This is a genomic window from Sporosarcina sp. P13 (genome assembly GCF_002743055.1).
In the GTDB taxonomy this organism is placed as follows: Bacteria; Bacillota; Bacilli; order Bacillales_A; family Planococcaceae; genus Sporosarcina.
This window is the reverse complement of record NZ_PDYM01000024.1, coordinates 1-24,899: the sequence shown is the minus strand read 5'-3', so window position 1 is coordinate 24,899 and position 24,899 is coordinate 1. Positions and strand designations below refer to the sequence as shown.

General features: G+C 41.9%; 21 protein-coding genes, 1 riboswitch and 1 other annotated feature. Of the genes, 18 read left to right on the top strand and 3 right to left on the bottom strand.

All coding sequences use genetic code 11. From position 1 onward, the window contains the following. The first annotated feature begins 8 nt into the window (after positions 1–8). The 4 genes from CSV79_RS11290 (at position 9) to CSV79_RS11275 (ending at position 4,855) form a co-directional block, all read left to right on the top strand. On the top strand, positions 9–1,463 hold the full coding sequence (locus CSV79_RS11290; RefSeq protein ID WP_099689159.1) for a spore germination protein: 1,455 nt from the start codon (positions 9–11) through the stop codon (positions 1,461–1,463). Continuing rightward, a complete protein-coding gene (locus tag CSV79_RS11285; RefSeq protein WP_099689158.1) occupies positions 1,460–2,611 on the top strand; it encodes a Ger(x)C family spore germination protein in 1,152 nt (383 codons plus the stop codon). The genes CSV79_RS11290 and CSV79_RS11285 overlap by 4 nt, the downstream gene beginning before the upstream one ends. 301 nt (positions 2,612–2,912) lie before the next feature. Beyond that, positions 2,913–4,454 carry an aldehyde dehydrogenase gene (gene adh / locus CSV79_RS11280; protein WP_099689157.1) on the top strand — a complete coding sequence of 514 codons (1,542 nt, stop codon included), beginning with the start codon at positions 2,913–2,915 and terminating at the stop codon, positions 4,452–4,454. 44 nt (positions 4,455–4,498) lie between these two features. Next, a complete protein-coding gene (locus CSV79_RS11275; RefSeq protein WP_099689156.1) occupies positions 4,499–4,855 on the top strand; it encodes a DUF779 domain-containing protein in 357 nt (118 codons plus the stop codon). Positions 4,856–4,889: 34 nt separating this feature from the next. On the opposite strand, the gene CSV79_RS11270 is transcribed toward CSV79_RS11275, so the two are convergent. After that, positions 4,890–5,291, bottom strand: a complete 402-nt coding sequence (locus tag CSV79_RS11270) for a thiol-disulfide oxidoreductase DCC family protein (RefSeq protein WP_099689155.1) — start codon at positions 5,289–5,291, stop codon at positions 4,890–4,892. Positions 5,292–5,461: 170 nt separating this feature from the next. Between CSV79_RS11270 and CSV79_RS11265 the strand changes: the two genes are divergently transcribed. Beyond that, positions 5,462–5,662: a hypothetical protein gene (locus tag CSV79_RS11265; RefSeq protein ID WP_099689154.1), complete on the top strand. Its 201-nt coding sequence runs from the start codon at positions 5,462–5,464 to the stop codon at positions 5,660–5,662. 139 nt (positions 5,663–5,801) lie between these two features. Beyond that, on the top strand, positions 5,802–6,209 hold the full coding sequence (locus CSV79_RS11260; protein WP_158232520.1) for a hypothetical protein: 408 nt from the start codon (positions 5,802–5,804) through the stop codon (positions 6,207–6,209). Positions 6,210–6,428: 219 nt separating this feature from the next. Here CSV79_RS11260 and metH read toward each other — a convergent pair whose 3' ends face one another. Both metH and CSV79_RS11250 read right to left on the bottom strand, forming a co-directional pair. Further along, the gene (gene metH, locus CSV79_RS11255; protein ID WP_099689152.1) at positions 6,429–9,869 is read right to left on the bottom strand and encodes a methionine synthase; all 3,441 of its coding nucleotides are present in this window, start codon (positions 9,867–9,869) and stop codon (positions 6,429–6,431) included. Beyond that, on the bottom strand, positions 9,850–11,709 hold the full coding sequence (locus CSV79_RS11250; RefSeq protein WP_099689151.1) for a bifunctional homocysteine S-methyltransferase/methylenetetrahydrofolate reductase: 1,860 nt from the start codon (positions 11,707–11,709) through the stop codon (positions 9,850–9,852). The genes metH and CSV79_RS11250 overlap by 20 nt, the downstream gene beginning before the upstream one ends. 129 nt (positions 11,710–11,838) lie before the next feature. Then, positions 11,839–11,950: riboswitch (SAM riboswitch) on the bottom strand. 164 nt (positions 11,951–12,114) lie between these two features. On the opposite strand from CSV79_RS11250, the gene CSV79_RS11245 reads away from it, so the two are divergent. The 12 genes from CSV79_RS11245 (at position 12,115) to gltX (ending at position 24,471) form a co-directional block, all read left to right on the top strand. Next, entirely contained in the window at positions 12,115–12,312 is a 198-nt protein-coding gene (locus CSV79_RS11245) for a hypothetical protein (RefSeq protein ID WP_099689150.1), read from the top strand. A 160-nt stretch (positions 12,313–12,472) separates the two neighbouring features. After that, positions 12,473–13,072, top strand: a complete 600-nt coding sequence (locus CSV79_RS11240) for a biotin transporter BioY (protein ID WP_369824953.1) — start codon at positions 12,473–12,475, stop codon at positions 13,070–13,072. Then, positions 13,069–14,073 carry a biotin synthase BioB gene (bioB, locus tag CSV79_RS11235; RefSeq protein ID WP_099689148.1) on the top strand — a complete coding sequence of 335 codons (1,005 nt, stop codon included), beginning with the start codon at positions 13,069–13,071 and terminating at the stop codon, positions 14,071–14,073. Before CSV79_RS11240 ends, bioB begins: the two co-directional genes overlap by 4 nt. Positions 14,074–14,298: 225 nt before the next feature. Next, complete coding sequence (locus CSV79_RS11230; protein ID WP_099689147.1) at positions 14,299–14,769, top strand: CtsR family transcriptional regulator; 471 nt, start codon at positions 14,299–14,301, stop codon at positions 14,767–14,769. Positions 14,770–14,780: 11 nt separating this feature from the next. Further along, the gene (locus tag CSV79_RS11225; RefSeq protein ID WP_158232519.1) at positions 14,781–15,317 is read left to right on the top strand and encodes a UvrB/UvrC motif-containing protein; all 537 of its coding nucleotides are present in this window, start codon (positions 14,781–14,783) and stop codon (positions 15,315–15,317) included. A gap of 1 nt (position 15,318) precedes the next feature. After that, on the top strand, positions 15,319–16,407 hold the full coding sequence (gene mcsB / locus CSV79_RS11220) for a protein-arginine kinase McsB (protein ID WP_099689145.1): 1,089 nt from the start codon (positions 15,319–15,321) through the stop codon (positions 16,405–16,407). Between the two features lie 184 nt (positions 16,408–16,591). Further along, positions 16,592–19,039 carry an ATP-dependent Clp protease ATP-binding subunit gene (locus CSV79_RS11215; RefSeq protein WP_099689144.1) on the top strand — a complete coding sequence of 816 codons (2,448 nt, stop codon included), beginning with the start codon at positions 16,592–16,594 and terminating at the stop codon, positions 19,037–19,039. 89 nt (positions 19,040–19,128) lie between these two features. Beyond that, positions 19,129–20,499, top strand: coding sequence for a DNA repair protein RadA (gene radA, locus CSV79_RS11210; protein ID WP_099689143.1), 1,371 nt, complete (start codon positions 19,129–19,131; stop codon positions 20,497–20,499). 149 nt (positions 20,500–20,648) lie between these two features. Continuing rightward, positions 20,649–21,740 carry a PIN/TRAM domain-containing protein gene (locus tag CSV79_RS11205; RefSeq protein ID WP_099689142.1) on the top strand — a complete coding sequence of 364 codons (1,092 nt, stop codon included), beginning with the start codon at positions 20,649–20,651 and terminating at the stop codon, positions 21,738–21,740. Between the two features lie 28 nt (positions 21,741–21,768). Further along, on the top strand, positions 21,769–22,440 hold the full coding sequence (gene ispD, locus CSV79_RS11200) for a 2-C-methyl-D-erythritol 4-phosphate cytidylyltransferase (RefSeq protein ID WP_099689141.1): 672 nt from the start codon (positions 21,769–21,771) through the stop codon (positions 22,438–22,440). Between the two features lie 8 nt (positions 22,441–22,448). Further along, complete coding sequence (gene ispF, locus CSV79_RS11195; RefSeq protein WP_099689140.1) at positions 22,449–22,928, top strand: 2-C-methyl-D-erythritol 2,4-cyclodiphosphate synthase; 480 nt, start codon at positions 22,449–22,451, stop codon at positions 22,926–22,928. A gap of 82 nt (positions 22,929–23,010) precedes the next feature. Beyond that, complete coding sequence (gene gltX, locus CSV79_RS11190) at positions 23,011–24,471, top strand: glutamate--tRNA ligase (RefSeq protein ID WP_099689139.1); 1,461 nt, start codon at positions 23,011–23,013, stop codon at positions 24,469–24,471. A gap of 56 nt (positions 24,472–24,527) precedes the next feature. Further along, positions 24,528–24,743, top strand: a binding site (T-box leader). Positions 24,744–24,899 lie beyond the last annotated feature (156 nt).

The following is a 24,899-nucleotide window of genomic DNA, read 5'->3' as shown; positions in this document are numbered from 1 at the left end:
GAAGAGCAATGGAGTCGGATGAAAAGGAAATGGATCTAAATTCCCTGAAACAAATGTTTCAAAAATCCGCAGATGTCCAGTTTCAATCTTATACGTTCGATCAACGTCAAGTAGTATTCATCACTTGCGATGCCATGATCGACGAACAACTATTGAATCAAGTCATTATTCAGCGTGTTCAACTCATGATCAATAATTTGAAGGATGAAACAATAGAAGAAGCGGCCGTAACACAATTACACATACCCAATTTGAGAAAAGTGGAAACTACCACAGAGTTAGGTACGCTCGTGTACACCGGTCATTTGCTTCTATACTTTGAAGACGAAGGGCTTTTCTTTTCAAGTAATATTGCGAAAAAGCCGAATCGTAATCCAGAGGAGACAAAAATAGAAGTACCGGTAAAAGGTCCAAGGGATAACTTTATTGAAGATATTTCGGTTAATATTGCGTTAATCCGAAAGAGGTTACCAACAAATTCATTATGCGTAGAGAAGTTTGAATTGGGAAAACGAACTAAAACAGCGGTAGCCCTTTTGTACTTTGACGATATTGCCAGTAAAGAGACGTTGTATAGTATAAAAAAACAGTTGAAAAAGGTTAATCAAGACATTGTTTTCGGCGGGGACTTACTGATGGAAAGTGCGAATATGAGTGCAAAACTTTTTCCTAGGACTGATTATACAGGTCGACCGGACAATGCGATTCAATCACTTGCAAGAGGGCGGTTTCTTATTTTAGTTGATGGGGTAGCCTATGCCGTGATTACGCCAGTTAACTTATTTTTACTTATAAAAACAAGTGATGATAATGAGAATCCCTCTATATTCAGTTCCCTTGCCCGATTACTGCGTGTTTTTGGTATGTCAGTCGGTATAGGTTTGCCAGCATTTTGGCTTGCCTTAACTACATATCATCAAGATCAATTACCGTCCCTATTACTAGCTACAGTCGTACAATCGAATACGGGACTTCCATTTCCTTCAATACTTGAAATGCTAATTATGCTATTCATGTTTGAATTATTTCGGGAAGCCGGTTTACGTCTTCCAACAGCACTTGGAGGAACGATTGGTGTAGTTGGCGGGTTGATTATTGGTGATGCCGCCATTCGAGCGGGAATTACTAGTCCGGCGATGATTGTCATTATTGCAACTGCGACGATTGCGACTTTTACGTTGGTCAACCAATCACTAGTGGTGGCTGTTAGTATACTACGAGTGTGTTTCATTATCCTAACGGCGTTTTTGGGGATGTTTGGATTCCTTGTCTCAATTTTATTTACTGTCCTTTACTTATCAAATATTCGAGTATTTGGGGTTCCGTATATGAATATTGCAGCTGATTTAAGCTGGAAGACACTTAAGAAGTCATTTCTGCGTTTACCAGCTAATCAATATAAAGAACGCCCTAATATGTTAAATCCTAAGGATAAAACACGAAGTAAAGAGGGGAACAAATGAATAAACGTATACTTGTGATGATCATGCTACTTTTAACATTCCTTTCAGGTTGTCAGGATGCGAATGAAGCGGAAAGGATGCTTTATGTCAATGCGGTTGGTATAGATTTTAAGGATGGAAAATACGAGATATATGTCCAGTTTCCCAATTTTGCCAATACAGCAAAAACCGAACAACCTATTGATGTTGAAGTAATACAGTCGGAAATTGGACATGCTACAGGTGAGACAATGGAAGAAGCCATTTTTAAATTATATCATTCCATAGATCAAAAGGTTTATTGGGGACATCTTTCTTTTCTTGTTATATCGGAAGAAGTGATGAAAAATGGAAAATTGAGTCCGGTTATCGATAGTTTTATCCGTCACAAGGACACCCGGTATCAAATTTGGCTGTATACTACGAAAGATCCTGTGCAAGACGTTCTGTTAGTAAAAACCGTTCTCAATAAATCACTAGTGTTGTCTAAGCTTAGTGATCCCAAGAACACCTTTGAGCAAGAATCTTTTATTGAGCCAGTAAATATTCGCACGTTACTAATCGCACTGGATGAGCCAAGTTATGAAGCGATGATTCCGATCATTTCAGTGGAGGAAGATTGGGAGTCGGTGAAAGAGCCCATTAAAGCGCCTAATTTGTCGGGGGTAGGGGTGGTTACCCCAAATAGCTTCAAGGGATTTATCCCTGGGGACAAAGCGAAGGGAATGCAATGGATGTCAAATAAAATGAAAAGAGGGGAAGTTACCTTTAAATTGGATGGTGGAAATTATTTCTCAATGATTATTGAGCATGTGAAAGTGAAAATTAAACCTATTGTCAAAAAAGGGGACGTGAAGTTTGATATTGATGTTCAGTTGGAAGCGACTGTCAGTGTCATTGGAGAAATGGCGACAACAGATCAGATTCGCAAAGAGATAAAAAAAGTGGTTGAAAAAGATATACTAGCAACGTATAAAGAAGCTTTGGAAATGGACGTTGATATTTACCAGTTTTCTGAAATACTATACCGAAAAAATGTTAAGGAGTGGAAAAAGCGTCATACGAACGGTAAATTGGATTTGACCGAGGATTCAATTCGAAACCTTAAGATAACAGTTACAAAACTGTCATCTGCTAGAAAATCATTTGAAGAAACGATTACACCTTAAGGAACAGACTTACGATTATGGAAAAAGTAGCTTTCATTCGTTAGACTAAAACTGTGGCAGGGAGTAGTGACCAAACTTGGTTCCCTCCTTCCTGCTTTGTATATACTCCCTTCTTATACATATTTACAGTAAAATGCAATTAGTTGAAAGAAACACAACCTTCCGCTAGAATGATAGATAATACTTGTAAGCGCATTCATTATGCATAAAGCTAGCTATAGACTCGTATAGTAGCTTTGTGTGCAAAAACGATTGCACTAAAGTACAAGCAAACTAAGGGGAATAGGGAGTGTGACGCAATATGGTACAAACTACAGAAAATCAGGTGTATGCGAATCCGAATACAGAAGGTGCAAAGGTTCATTTTAAAGAACGCTACGATAATTTTATCGGTGGCAAATGGACTGCGCCTGTAAAGGGTCAGTATTTTGATAACTCAACACCTGTGACGGGGAAAGTATTTACACAAGTAGCGCGGTCCACAGCAGAAGATATTGAACTAGCACTCGATGCAGCTCATGCAGCAAAAGACGCGTGGGGTAAAACATCCGTTACGGAACGTTCAAATATTTTATTGAAAATTGCAGACCGTATTGAAGAGAACTTGGAAATGCTTGCGATTGCGGAAACTTGGGACAACGGTAAGGCCGTTCGAGAAACATTAAATGCGGATCTTCCGTTGGCGATCGATCATTTCCGCTACTTTGCTTCCGCTATTCGTGCGCAAGAAGGTGGAGTTAGTCAGATTGATAATGATACGGTGGCTTATCATTTCCATGAACCACTTGGCGTTGTCGGACAGATCATTCCTTGGAACTTCCCGATCTTAATGGCAGTGTGGAAACTTGCTCCCGCACTGGCAGCTGGGAACTGTATCGTCTTGAAGCCGGCAGAGCAGACACCTACCTCTATCTTAGTATTGGTCGAGTTAATCGAAGACTTACTTCCGGCGGGCGTTCTTAACGTCGTCAACGGCTTTGGTCTAGAAGCGGGTAAGCCTTTAGCATCTAGTCCACGAATCAGCAAGATTGCATTCACGGGTGAGACGACAACTGGCCGTATGATCATGCAATATGCGTCTCAAAATTTAATTCCTGTTACGTTGGAATTGGGTGGGAAGTCACCGAACATTTTCTTTGAAGATGTGATGGCAGAAGATGATGCATTCTTAGATAAAGCAATTGAAGGGTTTGTCATGTTCGCCTTGAACCAAGGAGAAGTATGTACATGTCCATCCCGTGCATTGATTCAAGAATCCATTTACGATAAGTTTATGGAGCGTGCATTGGAGCGCGTAAAAGCGATTAAGACGGGTAATCCGCTAGATCCAACAGTGATGATGGGTGCACAAGCGTCTTCAGAGCAATTGGAGAAAATCCTTTCGTACTTAGACATTGGTAAGCAAGAAGGGGCTGAATGTCTGACGGGTGGAGAACAAAACATGCTAGAAGGTGACTTGGAAGATGGATATTATGTGAAACCGACTGTATTTAAAGGCCATAATAAAATGCGTATCTTCCAGGAAGAGATTTTCGGTCCAGTGTTAGCGGTAACAACGTTCAAAGATAAAGAAGAAGCGCTAGAAATCGCGAATGATACATTGTATGGACTTGGTTCTGGTGTATGGACGCGCGATATGAATACAGCGTATCGTTTCGGACGTGGTATTCAAGCAGGTCGTGTTTGGACGAACTGCTATCACGCATATCCTGCACACGCTGCATTTGGCGGTTATAAAGCTTCTGGAATCGGACGCGAAAATCATTTGCAAATGCTAGCACATTATCAGCAGACGAAAAATATGCTAGTGAGCTATGATGAAAGCAAACTAGGGTTCTTTTGATCAAATCTGTCCCGAGGATTCGAAGTGAAAAGGAGGAGTCCACCATGCCAGATCGTGTAACGACAACAGAAGATGCATTAACTCTCATTAAACTGCTCCAAGAAAAGCATGGTCCTTTAATGTTTCATCAGTCAGGTGGTTGCTGTGATGGTTCGTCTCCTATGTGTTATGAGGAAGGTGATTTGCTTATCGGCGATCAAGATGTTCTACTAGGTCATATCGGCGAAGTACCTTTCTATATGATGAAAAGTCAATATGAGTATTGGAAACATACTCAATTGATCATCGATGTGGTGGATGGTCGAGGGGGGATGTTTTCGCTTGAAGGAGTAGAAGGCAAACGGTTTTTGACCCGATCCCGTGCATTTACAGATGAAGAATATAAACAGTTAACCCCTTAAGAAATGCCTTCCGGTTTATCGGAAGGCATTTTTGTTATGCGATGAAACGTTTGCGTTCTTCTGGGGTAGGTAACATGCAAGATAGCTCTTTTTTGCCGAACCATTTATAGCGATTGGCTGCAATGTAATCATAGACTCGATTGCGTATAGCTAATGGCACGATAATGAAAAGAAAGGCCAAATGCCAAAGTCCATCTAATTTTTTGGCAATCCGCAATGCAGCGCTGGACTTCGTGTGAGCTTTTCCATTTTCAATCAATACTAAACTATCTACATCGTCTGGAATCTGATGTTTTTCGCGTAGTTCTTTCCCTGCAGCATCCTGTAAAGATGCAAAAGAAAAGTGCTGGTAGGGATCACGTTTAATGATGAACTGCACACTGGCATCGCAAAAGTTGCATTCACCATCAAATAATATAATTCGATTTCGATTCATATATATTCACTCCTTACTAATCGGCTATATCTTATTATACCCAGTTCTATTATACTTCACTCTTATTGTATATGACAGAATGTTTGAACTGTTTAGATAGTGGGGTATAATTGATAATATATAGGTTGGTCTGGTCGTGTGAATAGTCTAATTAGAAAGGGTGAAAGAGTATGGAACGTCAATTCATTGATCCTGCTGAGCTTGAGTTACGGCGTGATTCTGACTTTTTACGCTCTCAACATATGGTGGGCGAAGGTGCGCCAGTCTACGATGCATTGAACGAATGTGAGATTATGGTGAAGAAGCTTGAATTGATTGAAGCTGCAAAAGGTTATGATAGTCCTGCAGTACCTAGAAGTTGCGAATTATAAAAAAACAAAAGTAATCCTCCCTGTCTGAATCACATGGGAAGGGTTACTTTTTTTATATATATCGTCAAATTTCTGCTTCCCATGGCGCTAGCCCGTAGTAAGTGCGAAGACTCGCATGTAATAGGGTATAGGAGGTGAGATGATGAATCAAGGACAATGTGGAATGTCAGGACATCACCAGGGAATGCCGGGTTATCACCAAGGGATGCCAGGTCACCAACCAGGCTTTCCAACGCAACCAATAGTTTGCCCAACGCAATACCGTTACAACGATTGTTTTACTACGAAAGAAATTCCTTATATCCATCCGATCGTCAACGTCAATCGTCATAACGTGGTGGGCGTACCGCAACACTATTATACTGAAACAACACAGGACGTCATGGGTTCTACAATTATGCCAGGTAGAGGACCAGGAATGGGTCCAGGATATGGTCCAGGAATGGGACCAGGATATGGACCGGGAATGGGACCAGGATATGGACCAGGATACGGGCCAGGACCAGGTTACGGAGGATGTGGCCGCCGCAGAAGATGTGGTCGCTAATTTCTCAGTAAAATAAGTAAAACCGCTGTCTCTGTTTTATTAGAGATAGCGGTTTTACTTATTGTCGGTTAGGACTCATGTGCCGATTTCGCTTTTGTTATCGTCCAGCTACAACGGCTAGAGGCTCGGGTCATAAGGCAAAGCTGCTGTGTGGCAAAAGGCGCCACGTCGCATCTTCGTCTTATGCCTGCCGCCTCTGACCAGCCGTTTCCGCTTTTGTTATTCCACGTTAAAGTATCTAGCGTCTGGATGCGCGAAGACGATGGCGGATACGGAGGCTTCTGGTTCCATCATGAATTCTTCGGTTAGTATGACGCCGTGGTCTTCGGGTTTGATGAGGCCGAAGAGTTTGGCTTGGTCTTCTAGGTTCGGGCATGCAGGGTAGCCGAATGAGAAGCGTTGGCCTTGGTATTTGGCTGCGAAACGTTCGCGCATAGTGAATTCTGTTGCGTCAGGGAATCCCCACTGGTCACGAATTTCTTGGTGAATTCTTTCTGCGAATCCTTCTGCTAATTCTAGGGCGGTTGCTTGGAAAGCATGGCTCTCTAAGAATTTGCCTTGTTCTTTTAGTTTGTTTGCGTATTGACGAACACCTTTACCTGCAGTTACTTGCATGAACGCCACGTAATCCATTTCACCGCTATCGACTGTTTTTAAGTAGTCAGCTAAGCAAAGGAACGGTTCTTTTGCTTGGCGAGGAAATGTGAATCGTTCAATTTCTGTTTTTGAATCTTCTGGGTCATAGATAATGACATCATCGCCATCTGCTTGGGCAGGGAAGAATTGATAAATACCAGAAGCCGTTAATTTATCGGATTTCAAGAACTCTGTCACCATTTCGTGAAGTTGTACTGCGCGTTCTTCTTTTTTTGCTAACATACTGTCGACATTTCCGCGTAAACCTAGGTGATGACCGATCAGTGTGCGCATATTTACATAAGGGTGTAAGTGAGCTACTGAATAATCTTTAACTACGCGTCTTCGTAGGTCTGTTGGCACGAACACAGGGACATCTGTGCGAACCGTTTTTACTGGACGGGGGGCGACGGCTACATTTGTCGTTCCGCGACTTGCTTTAATCGCATCATTCGTTTCGCGTTTTTCAAGGCTCTCCTGCAATTCATCAAGAAGTGCTTCTTTGCCGTCGCTTTGTAGTCTGTTTGCTAAGTCTAGTCCTTGCATCGCATCTTTCGCGAAAATTACAGGACCGTCATATTCAGGTGCGATTTTTGTTTCCGTAAATCGTCTTGTCAAAGCAGCTCCACCGACCATAACAGGCAAATCGATACCTGCTGCTTTGAAGTCCTGCGCTGTAATGACCATTTGCTGTGCAGATTTTACAAGTAAACCTGATAAGCCAACGATATCCGGTTTTTCTTTACGAATCACTTCAATTAATGCTGCCGGAGTAACTTTGATGCCAATATCGATTACTTTAAAGCCGTTATTGCTTAAAATGATATCGACTAAGTTTTTCCCAATATCGTGTACATCGCCTTTGACAGTAGCTAGAATGATTTTGCCTTTTCCGCTGTCGTCTTCTTTCTTATCCATGAATTGTTCTAGGTACGAAACGGATGCTTTCATCACTTCGGCACTTTGTAGTACTTCCGCTACGATTAGCTGGTTGTCGTTGAATAAACGACCAACTTCCCCCATTCCTTTCATCAACGGCCCGTTAATAATATCGAGCGGCGTGTCATATGTTTTCATGGCAGCTTCTAAGTCTTGGATTAGACCTTCCTTCGTGCCTTCTACTACATAATAGGCAAGACGTTCAGGCACTGTTTTTGGAATATCGTCTTCCGTTTTTTCTTTTTTCTTATCACGATAAAAGTCCGCAAAATCTGCTAACGTTTCATCAGTTGTCGTGAATAATAAATCATTAGCTAGTTTGATTTCCGCTTCGGGAATTGAAGCAAAACGTTCCAGTTTTTCTGTATTTACAATCGCGTAATCTAAACCAGCTTGCGTACAGTGGTATAAATACACAGCGTTTAATACTTCACGACCTACTGGCGGCAAGCCGAATGAAACGTTACTGACACCAAGTGTCGTCAAGGTACGAGGTAATTTTTCCTTTATCAAACGGATTCCTTCAATCGTCTCGACAGCGGAACCGATATACTGTTCGTCACCTGTTCCTACAGGGAAGACTAGTGGATCGAAAATAATGTCTTCCGGTGCGATTCCCCACTTATTTACGAGTAAGTCATATGAACGTAAGGCAATTTCAAGTTTACGTTCTCTTGTAACAGCCATTCCAATTTCGTCGATTGTACCGACAACGACAGCTGCTCCGAACTTTTTCACAAGTGGTAATACAGCGTCAAAGCGTTCTTCTCCATCCTCTAAGTTGATCGAGTTAATGATTGCTTTCCCTTGAGAAAACTTCAAAGCTTCTGCAATGACGTTTTCGTCAGTGGAGTCAATTACTAAAGGAACTTTAACCTTTTTAACAACTTCCTTCATAAATCGTGTCATATCATACAGCTCATCACGGTCTGGGTTTGCTAAACAGATGTCCAATACGTGTGCGCCACGCTTTACTTGAGCACGTGCGATTTCCGAAGCTTCTTCAAACTTTTCATCAACGATTAACTGCTTGAACTTTCGTGACCCGATAACGTTTGTCCGTTCACCAATTAGTAGTGGTCGCAATGTATCGTCATAAAGTAAAGGTTCTATACCAGATACGGCATGTCCGTATTCTTCTTCTGGCATTTGACGGGGAGCTTTATCCTTTACTGCTTCTCTAATTGCACGGATATGGTCAGGTGTCGTACCGCAACAGCCACCGACCATATTCAGCCAACCTTTATCAGCAAATCCTTCTAGTTTTTTCGATAGGGACTCAGGAGATTCATGGTAATGACCTTCTTCGTCCGGAAGTCCAGCGTTCGGATAACACGTTACATAGCTAGTTGCCAAATCTGAAAGTGAACGTAGGTGGTCTGTCATGAATTCAGGACCTGTCGCACAGTTTAGACCGACAGAAAGAGGGCTAACGTGTTCAATGGAAATATAAAATGCTTCTATACTTTGACCAGCAAGTGTTGTACCCATCGGCTCAATCGTACCTGAAATCATAATAGGTACTTCGCGTCCAAGTTCTTCAAATGCTTTCTTAATGCCAATTGTACCTGCCTTAACGTTCAGCATATCCTGGCTCGTTTCCATCAAAATCAAGTCGCTTCCTGCGGCTACGAGTGCTTTTGCTTGGACGTAGAAATCATTGGATAATTCATCAAATGTAATACCGCCTGTAACGGAAAGAGTCTTAGTCGTCGGCCCAATCGCCCCAGCTACAAAACGGGGCCATTCAGGAGTCGAATACTTTTCGGCACTTTTCTTTGCAATTTCAACGGATTTCGTGTTGATTTCATCTGCACGGTGACCAAGGGAGAATTCATTTAACACGAGTGGAGTACCACCGAATGTATTTGTACAAATAATATCGGCTCCAGCTTCCAAGTACTCATCATGAATTCTTTCCAAAATATCGGGACGCAATACACTTAAGTACTCGTTACAACCGTCATACTCTTCGCCGCCAAAGTCTTCAGTAGAGAGATCTTCTGCTTGCAGCATCGTTCCCATCGCGCCGTCAATGATTAGGATTCGTTTCTCTAGTTGCTCTTCAATAGGATGTCTCTGCATGTGTTAATTCCCTCTCCTTCTTCTCATCAATTTCTTTAATATATTCATATAACTCAAGTGTCATGTCGTAACGTAGGAATGGAGTGATCAAATAGATTCCATTAAAGTATTTTGCAGCGGTATCGATCAGCTCTTTTGCAATCTCAATACCCGTTGCAGTGGATTGCTCTCGATCATCTCCACATTCGCGCATTCTTTCCAACACTTCCTCGGATAGCTTGATCCCTGGAACTTCGTGATGTAAGAATTCCGCGTTACGAATATTAGTCAACGGCATGATACCGATGAAAATCGGAGTATCTAAATGCTTCGTAGCTTCATACACGTCAATGATTTTTTCTTTTGTATAAACAGGCTGAGTAATGAAATAATCCGCACCTGCTTCAATTTTCTTCTCAAGTCGCTGTACTGCACGATCGATAACGCGTACATTCGGATTGAAAGCAGCAGAAACAGAGAAGTTTGCTTTTTTACGTAATGGTTTACCAGAGAATGAAATACCTTCATTCAATTGCTTAATCAGTTGTAATAGTTCCATGCTCGAGACGTCATAGACACTTGTCGCGCCAGGGAAGTCACCTACTTTTGTTGGGTCACCTGTTACTGCGAGAATGTCATGTATGCCTAGTGCATCGAGCCCCATCAAATGTGACTGTAAACCGATTAAGTTATGGTCACGACACGTCAAGTGGACTAAGGGGCGGATATTGTGTTGCATCTTAATGATAGAACCCATTGCCATATTACTGATTCGAGGAGATGCCAATGAGTTATCTGCCATAGTGACAGCATCTACACCTGCATCATATAAGAGGTTTGCACCTTTAATGTAATCTTCAGTTTCTAAATGGCGTGGTGTATCCAGTTCAACGATGACAGTACGTTCTGTCTTCGCTTTTTCGTGAAGTGGCTGATGTTTAACAGGACCAGCTTCTTGAATAATAATTGGTTTTGCTGGTGTTACAACTTTCTCAGTAACAGGAGCTAACCCTTCCAAGCGTGTTTTAGCTGCCTTAATATGTTTAGGCGTTGTTCCACAACATCCACCGATCAAACGAACGCCTTGATCACGGAGTAATACTGCAGCGCGACCGAAATACTCGGCTTCTGATTCGTAGACGATACGACCATCTTCTACGTCTAGCAAGCTAGCATTAGGAAATGCTGATAAAAATGCCTTGTCCGGCAATAAAACGTTTTCGAATGCTTGAATTGTATGGTAAGGTCCTAAACGGCAATTCACTCCAACGATGTCAGCACCTAGTGATTCCAACTGATGTAGTGCATCATTTAATGAAAGTCCATTTTGCAACACACCAGGATCATGCATCGAAACTTGCGCAATTAACGGAATATCTGTAATTTGACGCAAAGTAGTGACGACGGATGAAAGTTCTTCGAAATCATAATAGGTTTCTAACAATAAGCCATCTGGATCGCCAGTCAGTAATGCATTCGCTTGTTCAAGCACAACTTTCTGGATCTCATCTAATGAAGCATCGCTTTTCCTAATCCCACGCAAACCGCCAATCGTCCCAAGCACAAACTGACCACCTGGTGCTGCTGCGCGTTTGGCAATTTGAATCGCTGCTTTGTTGAACTCTGTAACGCGACTTTCCAATCCGTAACGCGCTAACTTCACCGCATTGGCACTGTATGTGTTCGTTTGGATTATATCTGCCCCCGCAGTAATGTAATCTTGGTGGATTTTCTCTACAATTTCAGGTTTCTCTATGTTTAGTTCCTCATAACAATAATCTATACCGTATGAATACAAAATTGTCCCCATTGCCCCATCCGCTGTCAGGACATTTGTTTGAAGTTTCTTTAGCAATGACATGATCGAGTCTCCCCTTTACCTTTTATAATCTAGTTACATGCACTAAGACCTTTGGATATTTCAGCTTTTTACTAATCAAAAAAAGCCTTCAAATATATAGAAGGCTTTGTAATCATAATGACTAGTTCCCTCTCATCTTTCAGTTTGCCACTAGGACATCCCGCTGGAAGTAGCACCTTGCCTATAATGGCTGGTTGCTGAAGCGTCGACGGGCCAGTCCCTCGGCTTCTCTTGATAAGATACGATTCTTATTAAATTATTTCGATTATTCTAACCACATCATAGCGAGTTTGTTGGGTATCGTCAAGTGAATGTTTGGTGAAGTTGATAAAGAGGACTGGTCGCATAGAGAAAACTGGTGGAATGTGATAAAATTAAAAGAATAACTTGAAAAGGTGAGGGATTATGCAATTTTTTAAATACTCTATTCCGATTGCCTTCTTAGTAGGTACGCTTGCTTGGATTATGCTAGGTAATAGTTATGAAGAAGTACCCTATGATTCACGTGTCTATATTACATTTGCCGCAGCTGTATTTAGTGGTGTAATTGCTTTTGTTTTATTCCGGAAAGAAAAAGAAGAGAAAATTGATAAAAAGAAGTAAGCCGACAAAAAGTATGTCGCCAGCTCAAGCTGTAGCTAAACTCTCGAAAAGGAGTTTAGCTACAGCTTTTTGTATGTTAACTAAATCACATACAGTGTTGACATAACATAAGTTAACCATTATTATTTTTATGGTAACTAAAATGTGAAGAGGTGGAATGATGGCGACAGTAACAGAAGGACGTCCCAAAAGTAAGTTCAGTGCGTTAAGCATTGTTTATAGTGGAATGTTCGCGGCATTAATGATGATTGGTGCGAATATAACTTCATTCGTTCCGTTTTTGGTGGTCGGTGGAGTACCGATTACGTTGCAAACATTCTTCGCGGTATTGTCAGGATTGTTATTAGGTAGTCGGCTAGGTGCATTATCTATGACTGTCTATATGTTGATTGGTCTTGCAGGAGCACCTGTATTTGCTAGATTCTCAGGTGGTTTTGGACAAATACTAAGCCCGACATTTGGCTTCATCGTTACCTTTATCTTAATCGCCTACATAGCAGGTAAAATAGTCGAGCGGAAAGGAACATTATCCGCATTCATTATTGCATCTCTTGTAGCAACTGCAGTTAACTATTTACTTGGTACGAACTGGATGTATTTCGCCTATAAAATGTGGGCTGCTGCACCAGAAGCATTTACGTATAAAGTCGCTTGGCTTTGGATGGTTCCGCCACTGCCAAAAGATATCCTATTAGCGGTACTTGCTGGAATCTTTGCTTTTAGAATTTCAAAACACTTGAAGGTGAGGCGTACACTTTGACAAATTATCAGCTGTTGGCAGACAAAGTATTGGCAGGACATATTCTTACAGACGCAGAGGCGCTCTCTATATTGAACAGCCCAGACGAAGATTTATTGTTGCTACTTCACGCGAGCTATTCGATTCGTTCTCATTACTATGGGAATAAAGTAAAACTTAATATGATCATCAATACAAAGTCGGGATTATGCCCGGAGAATTGTGGCTACTGTGCACAATCTATCATCTCAAAAGCTCCTGTTGAAAAGTATGCGATGATGAAAGCAGAAGAAATCTTAGAAGGTGCAGAACGTGCAGCTGCAAATAAAGCAGGCACGTATTGTATCGTGGCTAGTGGACGTGGACCCCGCGACAGTGAGCTTGAAATCGTTATTGATTCCGTTAAGCAGATAAAAGAAAAGCATCAAGGGATGACTGTCTGTGCATGCCTTGGTATCTTGAAGCCTGAGCAAGCTGTTCGATTGAAGGAAGCGGGCGTAGATCGTTATAACCATAACTTGAATACTTCTGCAGAGCATCATGAAAGCATCACAACATCACATACGTATGATGATCGTGTAAATACAGTTGGCCATGCAAAAGAGGCAGGGATTTCACCATGCTCAGGCGTGATCGTTGGTATGCGTGAAACAAAAGAAGACGTAATTTCCATGGCGCATAGCTTACGCGTTCTTGACGCAGACTCTATTCCAGTGAACTTCTTACATGCTGTAGATGGTACACCGTTAGAAGGTACATCCGAGTTGGATCCGCGCTATTGTTTAAAAGTGCTTTGCTTATTCCGTTACATTAATCCAACAAAAGAAATCCGTATTTCAGGCGGACGCGAAGTCAACCTTCGCAGTCTACAGCCACTCGGTCTATACGCAGCAAACTCCATCTTCATCGGTGACTACCTGACAACGGCGGGTCAAGAAAATGATCAAGATCGAAAAATGCTAGAAGACATGGGCTTCGAAGTAGATTTGGAACCATTGAAAAAAGAGCCAGTTACTATATAAAGTACAAAAAACCACGTAAATCCATACGTGGTTTTTTAGTATGTTCAAAAAGATTGAGACACTATGAATAATCGTCTATGAATAGTGAAAGCCTATCGCTATAATTCTGAAATAAAAAGCAAACACCACCAATCAAATGAATTGCATCTCGCCTAATTTCTGCGATACAATCAAGTCAAAGATAGTCAAAGTCAACTAGAGAATGATCAGAAACGAGGTGACGAGATGCGGAATATTTCTGACATTATAGAAGGGTATTTGAAGTCGATTATCGAAAAGGAAGATAATGCTTCTATTGAAATCAAACGGAATGAAATTGCCGAGAGATTTCAATGCGTTCCTTCGCAAATTAACTATGTAATTAAAACGCGCTTCACGGTTGAAAGAGGATATGCAGTTGAATCAAAACGTGGAGGTGGGGGCTACATTCGGATTTATCGTGTGCAGACGAACTCCCGTAAGGATCTGCTAGAACAAGCATTAGACATCTTAGAGGTAGAAGCGTCCTCCACTATGGCGGAAGATGTAATCTATCGTTTAATTCAAGAAGAAGTAATTTCAGAGCGAGAAGCCAAACTCATGCTAGCTGCAGTTGGTCGTGCGACACTACGCTACATGTTACCTGAACGAGATGCATTGCGTTCGCGTATACTTCGCGCCATGTTAGTTACGTTATTATACGAAGAAGTAGAATGAGGTGGATACAGATGCTTTGTGAAAACTGCAAAGAACGACCTGCAACTGTAGTCTTTAAGCAAGAGACGATGAATGGTGCAACCGAAAGACATTTGTGTGATAAATGTGCATTTTATTCTCAGACATTTTCATTCAGTCCAGATCAAGAACCGTTATCCATTCAACAATTTTTAGCGCACTGGCTAGGTGGTACGGAACTGTTATCAGGACAAAAGCCGAACGAAGTAGTCGCGGGTCCGGAATGTCCAAATTGTAGTCTGACGTTTCATCGCTTTTTAGACGTCGGAAAATTTGGTTGCGCGACTTGCTATGACACATTTCGTGAACAATTGCCTCGTGTGTTTGCCAAATTGCATAACGGCAACACAAGTCACAGCGGGAAGATCCCGGTTTCTCTAAACGAACGTTTTGCTTTGAAAAAGAAGCTAGATGATATTCGAGTAAAGATGCGAGAAGCTGTAGACAATGAACGTTTTGAAGAAGCCGCGGTCTTGCGTGACGAAGCCAATCAAGTCAAACAGCAATTGGCCGATGGAGGTGATGATTAAAATGTCATTTGAAAAATTCATCAAACGTGAATTGACCGGTTGGATGGTCGCGGAAGGCGAGCATTCAGACATCGTTCTATCTACGAGAATCCGTTTGGCACGCAACTTACAAGACCGGCTATTCCCGATTTGTTCCTCCAAAGAAGAAGCCCAACGTGTCAAAGAAGCGGTCGATCAGGCAGTAACAACGGTGGAAGAACATCAATTTGCAGGGATATCGATGGCAGACTTATCATCTCTTGAGCGACAAATTCTGGTGGAAAAACATTTAGTAAGTCCTCAGTTGATCGAACCTGATAGGTATGGATCTGTTTTATTATCTGAAGACGAGACAATTAGTATTATGGTGAATGAAGAGGATCATATTCGCATTCAATGTATTTATCCAGGCTTTCAAATCGATACTGCATATGAACAAGCGGATCAAGTGGATAGTGAACTAGAACGTAATCTAGAGTATGCATTCGATGAGGCATTTGGTTATTTAACTAGCTGCCCATCGAATACAGGAACGGGCATGCGGGCATCTGTCATGATGCATTTGCCAGCGCTAACCATCACCAAACAGATTGAGCGTATCATTCCGGCGATTTCGCGGCTAGGTATGGTCGTCCGTGGAAGCTACGGTGAAGGTAGCGAAGCGCTTGGTAATATTTATCAAATATCTAATCAAATAACACTAGGTAAATCAGAGTCGGAAATTTTGAAAGATCTGGAAAGCATTACGAAACGTTTAATAGCACATGAGAAGAAATCGCGTGAGTTGCTACTTGCAAAATCCGAAGTGCATTTAGAAAATCGTCTATTCAGATCTCTTGGTACGATTACACATGCGAGAATACTTCCTTCAGCAGAAGCGGCTAGATGTTTGTCGGACGTTCGTTTGGGTATTGATTTAGGTATCATCCAAAATATCGAAATGACAATTTTGAATGAATTAATGATTTTTATGCAGCCAGGTTTTCTTCAGCACTTTAAGGGTACAGAATTAACATCTGAACAAAGAGACGTTCTTCGCGCACAATTATTCCGCGATCGCCTGTTAATGGCAAGGTCGACAGTTGAGGGAAATGAACCTGAAGAGTCATAAGCAAACTTTTTGCAAGATGATTAATTAAGATTTATAGTTAATCAAAGATAGTCAAAGTCAATATAGATTTTACGGCTTTTTATGAATTGGTTTGAATATGTATAGTAATGCGGAGTAAAGCAAGGTTGCTTCAATTGGCATACCATAGAATATATCTACTAATGAAGGAAAGAGGGGAATGGATATGATGTTCAATCGATTTACACAACGTGCACAAAAAGTATTACAACTTGCTCAAGAAGAGGCGATCCGCTTAAAGCATGAATCTATCGGTACGGAGCATATTTTGCTTGGATTAATCCGAGAAGGTGGCGGAATTGCAGCGAAGGCACTGGAAGCGATTAATGTGAATGCGGATACAATCGAACGTGAAGTAGAGATTCTTGTAGGTGTGGGTTCGAAAGATGTGGGCCCGATCGTTCATTATACGCCGCGCGCAAAACGTGTCATAGAACTTTCGGTTGATGAATCACGTAAATTGGGTCACTCTTATATTGGTACAGAACATATTTTATTAGCTTTGATTCGCGAAGGTGAAGGTGTAGCTGCTCGCGTACTAAATAATGCAGGCGTTAGTTTAAACAAAGCTCGCCAACAAGTGCTCCAATTACTTGGAAATGATGAAAGTTCTGTTGGAAGTGCAGCGAACTCAGCATCAGCTGCGACACCGACTTTGGATAGTTTAGCAAGAGACTTAACAGAAATTGCTCGTGAAGGCACACTTGATCCAGTCATTGGACGAAGCAAGGAAATACTGCGGGTTATCGAAGTGTTAGCCCGACGTACGAAAAACAATCCAGTACTAATCGGAGAGCCTGGTGTAGGTAAGACAGCGATCGCCGAGGGATTGGCGCAACAAGTCGTCAATAACGAAGTGCCTGAAATCCTACGCGATAAACGCGTCATGACACTTGATATGGGTACAGTCGTTGCAGGGACGAAATATCGTGGTGAGTTTGAAGATCGTATGAAAAAAGTAATGGAAGAAATTCGTCAAGCGGGGAACATTATTCTCTTCATTGATGAGTTGCATACATTGATCGGTGCAGGTGGAGCTGAAGGTGCAATTGACGCATCTAACATCTTAAAACCTTCGCTTGCACGTGGAGAACTGCAATGTATCGGTGCTACGACACTTGATGAATACCGAAAATATATTGAAAAAGATGCAGCACTTGAACGTCGTTTCCAACCGATTCAAGTGGATGAACCTACAGTAGAAGAAACAATACAGATTATTCAAGGGTTGCGTGACCGCTACGAAGCGCATCACCGTGTAAAGATTACAGACGAAGCTGTGGAAGCAGCAGCGAAAATGTCTGACCGTTATATTTCAGATCGTTTCTTACCGGATAAAGCGATTGACTTGATTGATGAAGCGGGATCAAAAGTTCGACTTCGTTCATATACAACGCCGCCGAACTTGAAAGAGCTTGAAGTAAAGTTAGAAGCCATTCGTTCTGAAAAGAATGCAGCTGTTCAAAGTCAAGAATTTGAAAAAGCTGCTTCATACAGAGATAAAGAACAGAAGATGAAAGAAAAGTTGGAAATAACGAAAACGGCTTGGAAAGAGAAGCAAGGGAAGACGGAATCTGAAGTAACAGTCAACGACATCGCGACGGTTGTAGCGATGTGGACAGGGATTCCAGTCGATAAGATTGCTGAAACAGAATCTGCGAAGTTGCTCAATATGGAAGAAATACTACATGAGCGTGTAATCGGTCAAAATGAAGCAGTGCTGGCTATTTCTAAAGCAATTCGCCGTGCGCGTGCTGGATTGAAAGATCCGAAGAGACCAATTGGTTCATTCATCTTCTTAGGTCCGACGGGTGTAGGTAAAACAGAACTAGGTCGTGCACTAGCTGAAGTAATGTTCGGTGATGAAGACGCTATGATTCGTATCGACATGTCGGAGTACATGGAAAAACATGCGACATCACGTCTTGTCGGATCCCCTCCAGGGTACGTAGGCTACGAAGAAGGAGGCCAGTTGACTGAGAAAGTTCGCCGTAAACCATATTCTGTAGTCTTGCTTGATGAAATTGAAAAAGCACATCCAGACGTCTTCAATATTTTACTGCAAGTATTGGAAGATGGACGTTTGACAGATTCTAAAGGACGAACAGTTGATTTCCGTAACACGGTCATTATCATGACATCGAACGTCGGGGCGACGGAATTGAAGAAGAACCGTTATGTCGGCTTTAATATCGGTGATGGTGATTCTGGTTATGACGATATGAAAGAAAAGATGCTTGCTGAATTGAAGAAAGCATTTAGACCAGAATTCCTAAACCGTGTGGATGACATGATTGTGTTCCACTCGCTTGAAAAAGAACACCTACGCCAAATCGTTAGCTTAATGTCAAATGAGCTATCTAAGCGATTGGCTGAACAAGATATCGAGTTAGTATTGACTGAAGCAGCAATGGACAAAATTACCGATGAAGGATATGATCCGGAATATGGTGCTCGTCCACTACGTCGAGCATTACAAAAACATGTTGAGGATCGTTTATCTGAAGAGTTATTAGAAGGTAAAGTTCTGATGGGTGAAACAGTGGTAATTGATGTGGAAGAAGATAAGTTTGTTGTTAAGACAGAAAAACAAACACAAACAGTAGAAAACTAATTGAATGAAGACTTGGATAGCTCGCTCGCTTGGAATTTCAAAAAGCGTAGCGGGCTGTCCTTTTCGTATTTCAAGTAAGGAGATAGTATATGGCAAAGCGAAAATCCAAGTTCATGTGTCGTTCCTGTGGGTATGAATCCCCTAAATGGATGGGGCGCTGTCCAGGCTGTGGAGAATGGAATACGATGGATGAAGAAGTAGAAGTTGTACAAAAAGGACCGCGTGGTGCTTTTCAGCATGGAGAGAAAGTGAAACAAAAAGCATTACCAATTAGCAAAGTTGAAATGGTGGAAGAACCACGAGTGAAAACGGAGCTAGAAGAATTGAATCGCGTATTAGGTGGAGGAATCGTGCCTGGCTCGCTTATATTGATCGGTGGAGATCCGGGTATCGGTAAGTCGACTTTGCTCTTACAAGTGTCTTCTTTGCTTGCAAATCAGCAACAGCGCGTCCTATATATTTCTGGTGAAGAGTCGATTCGACAGACGAAACTGCGGGCGGAAAGACTAGGTGTGAAATCGGATGAGCTTTACATTTATGCGGAAACTGATCTTGGCATGATTCATGAAACGGTCGATGCAGTTCAGCCGAAATTCGTCATAGTGGACTCTATCCAAACAGTACATCACCCGGAGGTTACTTCTGCACCTGGTAGCGTTTCACAAGTTCGTGAGTGTACAGCTGAACTTATGAGAATTGCGAAGACTCAAAACATCGCTATTTTCATCGTGGGTCACGTGACTAAAGAAGGGCAAATTGCTGGACCAAGATTGCTCGAGCATATGGTGGATACTGTGTTGTATTTTGAAGGGGAACGACATCATACATACCGTATTTTACGTAGCGTGAAAAATCGTTTTGGTTCGACTAATGAGATTGCTATATTCGAAATGTTACAGTCAGGTTTAAAAGAAGTATTGAACCCTTCCGAATTATTTTTGCGAGAACGATCGCAAGGCGGAGCGGGTTCTACCATTGTCGCTTCTATGGAAGGAACCCGTCCAATTCTAGTTGAGATCCAAGCGTTAATGACGGCTTCCAGCTTTAATTATCCAAAACGAATGGCGACCGGCCTAGATCAGAACCGCGTGTCGTTACTGATGGCAGTACTAGAAAAGCGAGCGGGTATGCTACTACAGACGCAAGATGCGTATATTAAGGTGGCTGGCGGTGTGAAGTTAGATGAACCGGCTATTGATTTAGCAGTCTTGCTGAGCATCGTATCAAGTTATAAGGATACCGCAGTTGGTGCACGAGATTGTTTTGTTGGAGAAGTAGGGTTAACAGGTGAAGTTAGACGGGTATCTAGAATAGAACAGCGTGTAACAGAAGCAGCTAAGCTGGGATTTGAGCGGATAATTATTCCGGCTTCAAACCTAGGTGGTTGGGATATCCCTTCTGGCATCGACGTGGTTGGCGTAGAAACTATTACAGAGGCGCTAGGGATTGCATTTAGATAATAGTAGCTCAATAAAACAATAGGATCCTCAATCTTTTTAAATAGTCCTAGTAAAGGGAGCGGAGAATTTTTTGGGAACTCCTCACTTAACCTAAGCGGCTTAGCGTAATTCGTTGTATACTAATAGGAAGGAAAAGGAGGTGGAAGAATATGTTGAAAAGAGTGGTTCAAGTTTCTTTCCTATTAATCGGAGGAACTCTTGGTGTTTTATTTTTACCGTACTTATTTGCCATGTTTGCATTTACATCAAAACCCATGATCAACAATGCATACGTAGAGGCCATTTTAGGAGCCATTATTTTATATTTATTAAGCTTATTTTTAACAGAACCGATTGTGAATTTTATTAAATGGATTGAAGAGCGACTTTTGAAAGCGCCAATTATGGATCTGTTATTTGGGACTATAGGGTTAATTGGAGGTCTGAGCGTCGCGTTCTTATTCAGTTTTGGTTTGAATGCTATTGATATTCCTGTAATTTCGTCCGTAATACCGGTCTTGTTGTCTATTCTTTTAGGGTATTTAGGATTCCAAGTTGGATTTAAAAAGCGTGAAGAGTTTATCGGCGCTATGACTAGTATGCGTAATACGACGACTAAAAAGAAAGAGCCTGTGGAAACGACAGAGCCAATTGCGCCGCAGAAAGACGTCTATAAGTTATTAGATACTAGCGTTATTATCGATGGACGAATCGCGGATATAGTAGCGACTGGGTTTTTGCAAGGAATTTTAGTTGTTCCACAATTCGTGTTGACTGAACTTCAGCATATAGCGGATTCTTCGGATACGCTGAAACGAACGAAGGGTAGACGGGGGCTGGATATACTTAAGCGTCTCCAAAATGATGACGGTCCGCATGTTATGATTACAGATGAAGATATACCAAACGTTGCAGAGGTTGATTTGAAGCTTGTGAAGCTAGCAAAGAAAATGCAGGGGCTTGTGGTGACGAACGACTTTAATTTGAACAAAGTTTCAGACTTGCATGGTGTGGCGGTATTGAATATTAATGATTTAGCAAACGCGGTAAAGCCAGTTGTCATTCCGGGTGAAGAAATGCATGTTGTGGTCATTAAAGATGGTAAAGAACATAATCAAGGCGTGGCTTATTTGGATGACGGGACAATGATTGTCATTGAAGATGGCAGGTCATATATCGGCCAGGCAATCGATGTTTTAGTGACGAGTGTTCTGCAAACATCTGCAGGACGAATGATTTTCGCAAAACCTAAAGGTCGATGAATTAGTGAAAGAAAGCAGAGGAACGAATGTGAAATATACAGTGATGATTCCAGCTGCAGGTAGCGGTAAACGCATGGGAGCCGGAAAAAACAAGCTTTTCTTAAAAATTGGTGAACATCCTATTCTGTACCATACGATTAGTGTGTTTCAACAAGACCCTCAGTGTGAGGAAATTATTATTGCGGTAAAACCTGAAGAACAAATGTTTATTCGAGAAATTCTTGAACAACATGAAAGTATTACGTTTGTAGAAGGTGGAGGCGAACGACAGGACAGCGTAGCAGCGTGTATAGCAGCATACAAAGGGAACGGCATTGTGCTTGTGCATGATGCTGCGAGACCTTTCGTGAACTCGTCAGTCATAGATGATTTGGTCAACACAGCAAACGACAAAGGTGCTGCAATTGCAGCGGTTAAAGTAAAAGATACGATTAAATATGCGGAAAACGGCACGGTACAGCAAACGGTAGACCGGGAAAAGTTATGGATGGTACAGACACCGCAAGCATTTCGTTATGAACTATTGAAAAAAGCATCTGATCAAGCCACTCAGGATGGTTTCCTAGGTACCGATGAATCGATGCTTGTAGAACGTCTTGGGCATGGCGTGCAAATCGTAGAAAGTTCTTATGATAATGTGAAAATGACAACACAGGAAGATTTAGCGATAGGCGAAATCTTGCTGGCGAGAAGAAAGTAGGATGAATGATGTTTAGAATTGGACAAGGTTTTGATGTACACGCATTTGCGGAAGGTAGACCACTTATTATTGGAGGAATTACAATCCCGCACACGAAGGGGTTAATCGGTCACTCCGATGCAGACGTTTTATTGCATACTGTCACCGATGCGGCGCTCGGGGCTATTGGGAAAGTAGATATAGGTACACATTTCCCGGATACAGATGATGCATTTAAAGACGCAGACTCTGCCATATTACTTGAAAAAGTATGGGAAATGGTAAAAGAGGAAGGTTACCGCTTAGGCAATATCGATTGTACGATCATAGCTCAGCGACCGAAAATGGCACCATATATAGGAGATATCCGTCAACGCGTAGCAGAATTGCTTGAAGCTGATTTATCGCAAGTGAATGTCAAAGCAACGACTACGGAGCGTCTAGGCTTCCCGGGGCGTGAAGAAGGTATTGCGGCGATGGCGACAATCTTACTGATGAAAAACCAGTGACTTTCAAAACTTTCTACAGAGTGCTAAAATAGATAGGCAATTACGCTAAGGTGTAATAGATCTAGAACGGAGAGGTAAATTTATGACACAAGAAGTACGTGTGCGTTATGCACCAAGTCCAACAGGCCAATTACATATCGGTGGTGCACGGACCGCTTTATTTAACTACCTATATGCTCGCCATTACGATGGAAAGTTTATCATTAGAATTGAAGATACAGATACAGAACGCAATATTGAGGGCGGCGAATTATCGCAGTTAGAAAACTTAACATGGCTCGGTATTCATCATGACGAATCTGTCGACATTGGTGGAGACTATGGTCCGTATCGTCAAACAGAGCGTTTAGATTTATATAAGAAATATGCAGATGAAATGCTAGAGCAAGGACATGCATATAAATGTTTCTGTACACCTGAAGAATTGGAAGCGAAACGTGATGCTCAAAAGGCAGCGGGTATTGCAGCTCCGATGTATGATGGAACATGCCGTCATCTAACGGCAGTTGAAGTGGCAGAAAAAGAAGCAGCGGGTCTTTCTTACAGTATTCGCATGCGTGTACCTGAAGATGTAACGTATACAATCGAGGACCTAGTTCGAGGTGCAGTAACGTTCGAATCGAAGGATATCGGCGATTGGGTCATGGTCAAAACAAACGGTATTCCAACATACAACTATGCGGTAGTAGTGGATGATCATCTGATGAAAATTACTCACGTATTCCGTGGAGAAGAACATCTGACAAACACGCCGAAACAATTAATGGTGTTTGACGTGTTTGGTTGGTCGCATCCGCAATTTGGTCATATGACGTTAATCGTTAATGAAGACCGTAAAAAACTTTCAAAACGTGATGAATCAATCATTCAATTCATTACACAATATAAAGACTTAGGTTATTTACCTGAAGCGATGTTCAACTTCTTTGCGTTGCTCGGTTGGTCGCCAGGTGGAGAAGAAGAGATTTTCTCACATGATGAATTAGTTGAATTATTCGATGAAACTCGTTTATCTAAGTCACCATCTATGTTCGATACGCATAAGTTAACATGGGTGAACAACCAGTACATTAAAAAGTTATCACTTGAAGAAGTGATCGACTTGGCGTTACCGCATCTACAAGCCGCAGATCTTGTTTCAAAAGAAATGACTGCTGAAGAACAAGCGTGGGTACACGACTTAATTGCTTTATATCATGGGCAATTAAGCTTCGGAGCTGAAATTGTTGAGCTATCCGCCCAGTTTTTCACCGATGCAGTTGAATATGATGAAGCAGCACAGGAAATCTTAGCGGGTGAACAAGTGCCAGAAGTGATGGCTTCATTGAAACAACAACTAGAAGCGCTTGAGACATTCGATGCGCCATCTATCAAATCGGCGATTAAAGCTGTCCAAAAAGAAACAGGGCACAAAGGTAAGAATTTATTCATGCCAGTCCGTGTAGTAGCAACTGGTCAAACATCAGGACCAGAACTACCAGACTCCATTGCGTTGATAGGTAAGAAGAAAATTATCGAACGTGTCGAAAGATTCGCAAAATAATCAATATTGACATTTTTGAGGTTTTGTGTAAAATGGACGTAATATCAATTTGCATATGAAAAGCGTTGAGAAGGAAAGTATATGTTGAAAGCTCTATAGAGAGGGTCATCTAGGCTGCAAATGACCTGAGCTCATTCAACATAGAAATGCACCTTTGAGCGATGAGCTGAACAGTGTAGTAGGCCATACGTAGCGTCTGCGTTAAAGACATTAAGCGGGGAGAAGTGCGTCTCCCAAGCGGAGTGGAACCACGCAAACTATGCGTCTCTGTCATCATAAGTGACAGGGGCGCTATTTTTTATTTACAATCAAAAGTGGAAAGCGCCGTTCAGCCTCGAAAGGCGTTGGAGGGCTAGTCACAAAAGGTGCGCACTTTGCACCTTTTTGAAAAGACCGAAACGACCCGAGAGGCTGGCGCTTGGAACTGG

Excerpts from the sequence above, each read along its gene's own strand:
- CSV79_RS11290 (WP_099689159.1), top strand. The coding sequence starts at position 9 with ATGGAGTCGGATGAAAAGGAAATGGATCTAAATTCCCTGAAACAAATG.
- CSV79_RS11285 (WP_099689158.1), top strand. The coding sequence starts at position 1,460 with ATGAATAAACGTATACTTGTGATGATCATGCTACTTTTAACATTCCTT.
- adh (WP_099689157.1), top strand. The coding sequence starts at position 2,913 with ATGGTACAAACTACAGAAAATCAGGTGTATGCGAATCCGAATACAGAA.
- CSV79_RS11275 (WP_099689156.1), top strand. The coding sequence starts at position 4,499 with ATGCCAGATCGTGTAACGACAACAGAAGATGCATTAACTCTCATTAAA.
- CSV79_RS11270 (WP_099689155.1), bottom strand. The coding sequence starts at position 5,291 with ATGAATCGAAATCGAATTATATTATTTGATGGTGAATGCAACTTTTGC.
- CSV79_RS11265 (WP_099689154.1), top strand. The coding sequence starts at position 5,462 with ATGGAACGTCAATTCATTGATCCTGCTGAGCTTGAGTTACGGCGTGAT.
- CSV79_RS11260 (WP_158232520.1), top strand. The coding sequence starts at position 5,802 with ATGATGAATCAAGGACAATGTGGAATGTCAGGACATCACCAGGGAATG.
- metH (WP_099689152.1), bottom strand. The coding sequence starts at position 9,869 with ATGCAGAGACATCCTATTGAAGAGCAACTAGAGAAACGAATCCTAATC.
- CSV79_RS11250 (WP_099689151.1), bottom strand. The coding sequence starts at position 11,709 with ATGTCATTGCTAAAGAAACTTCAAACAAATGTCCTGACAGCGGATGGG.
- CSV79_RS11245 (WP_099689150.1), top strand. The coding sequence starts at position 12,115 with ATGCAATTTTTTAAATACTCTATTCCGATTGCCTTCTTAGTAGGTACG.
- CSV79_RS11240 (WP_369824953.1), top strand. The coding sequence starts at position 12,473 with ATGGCGACAGTAACAGAAGGACGTCCCAAAAGTAAGTTCAGTGCGTTA.
- CSV79_RS11230 (WP_099689147.1), top strand. The coding sequence starts at position 14,299 with ATGCGGAATATTTCTGACATTATAGAAGGGTATTTGAAGTCGATTATC.
- CSV79_RS11225 (WP_158232519.1), top strand. The coding sequence starts at position 14,781 with ATGCTTTGTGAAAACTGCAAAGAACGACCTGCAACTGTAGTCTTTAAG.
- mcsB (WP_099689145.1), top strand. The coding sequence starts at position 15,319 with ATGTCATTTGAAAAATTCATCAAACGTGAATTGACCGGTTGGATGGTC.
- CSV79_RS11215 (WP_099689144.1), top strand. The coding sequence starts at position 16,592 with ATGATGTTCAATCGATTTACACAACGTGCACAAAAAGTATTACAACTT.
- radA (WP_099689143.1), top strand. The coding sequence starts at position 19,129 with ATGGCAAAGCGAAAATCCAAGTTCATGTGTCGTTCCTGTGGGTATGAA.
- CSV79_RS11205 (WP_099689142.1), top strand. The coding sequence starts at position 20,649 with ATGTTGAAAAGAGTGGTTCAAGTTTCTTTCCTATTAATCGGAGGAACT.
- ispF (WP_099689140.1), top strand. The coding sequence starts at position 22,449 with ATGTTTAGAATTGGACAAGGTTTTGATGTACACGCATTTGCGGAAGGT.
- gltX (WP_099689139.1), top strand. The coding sequence starts at position 23,011 with ATGACACAAGAAGTACGTGTGCGTTATGCACCAAGTCCAACAGGCCAA.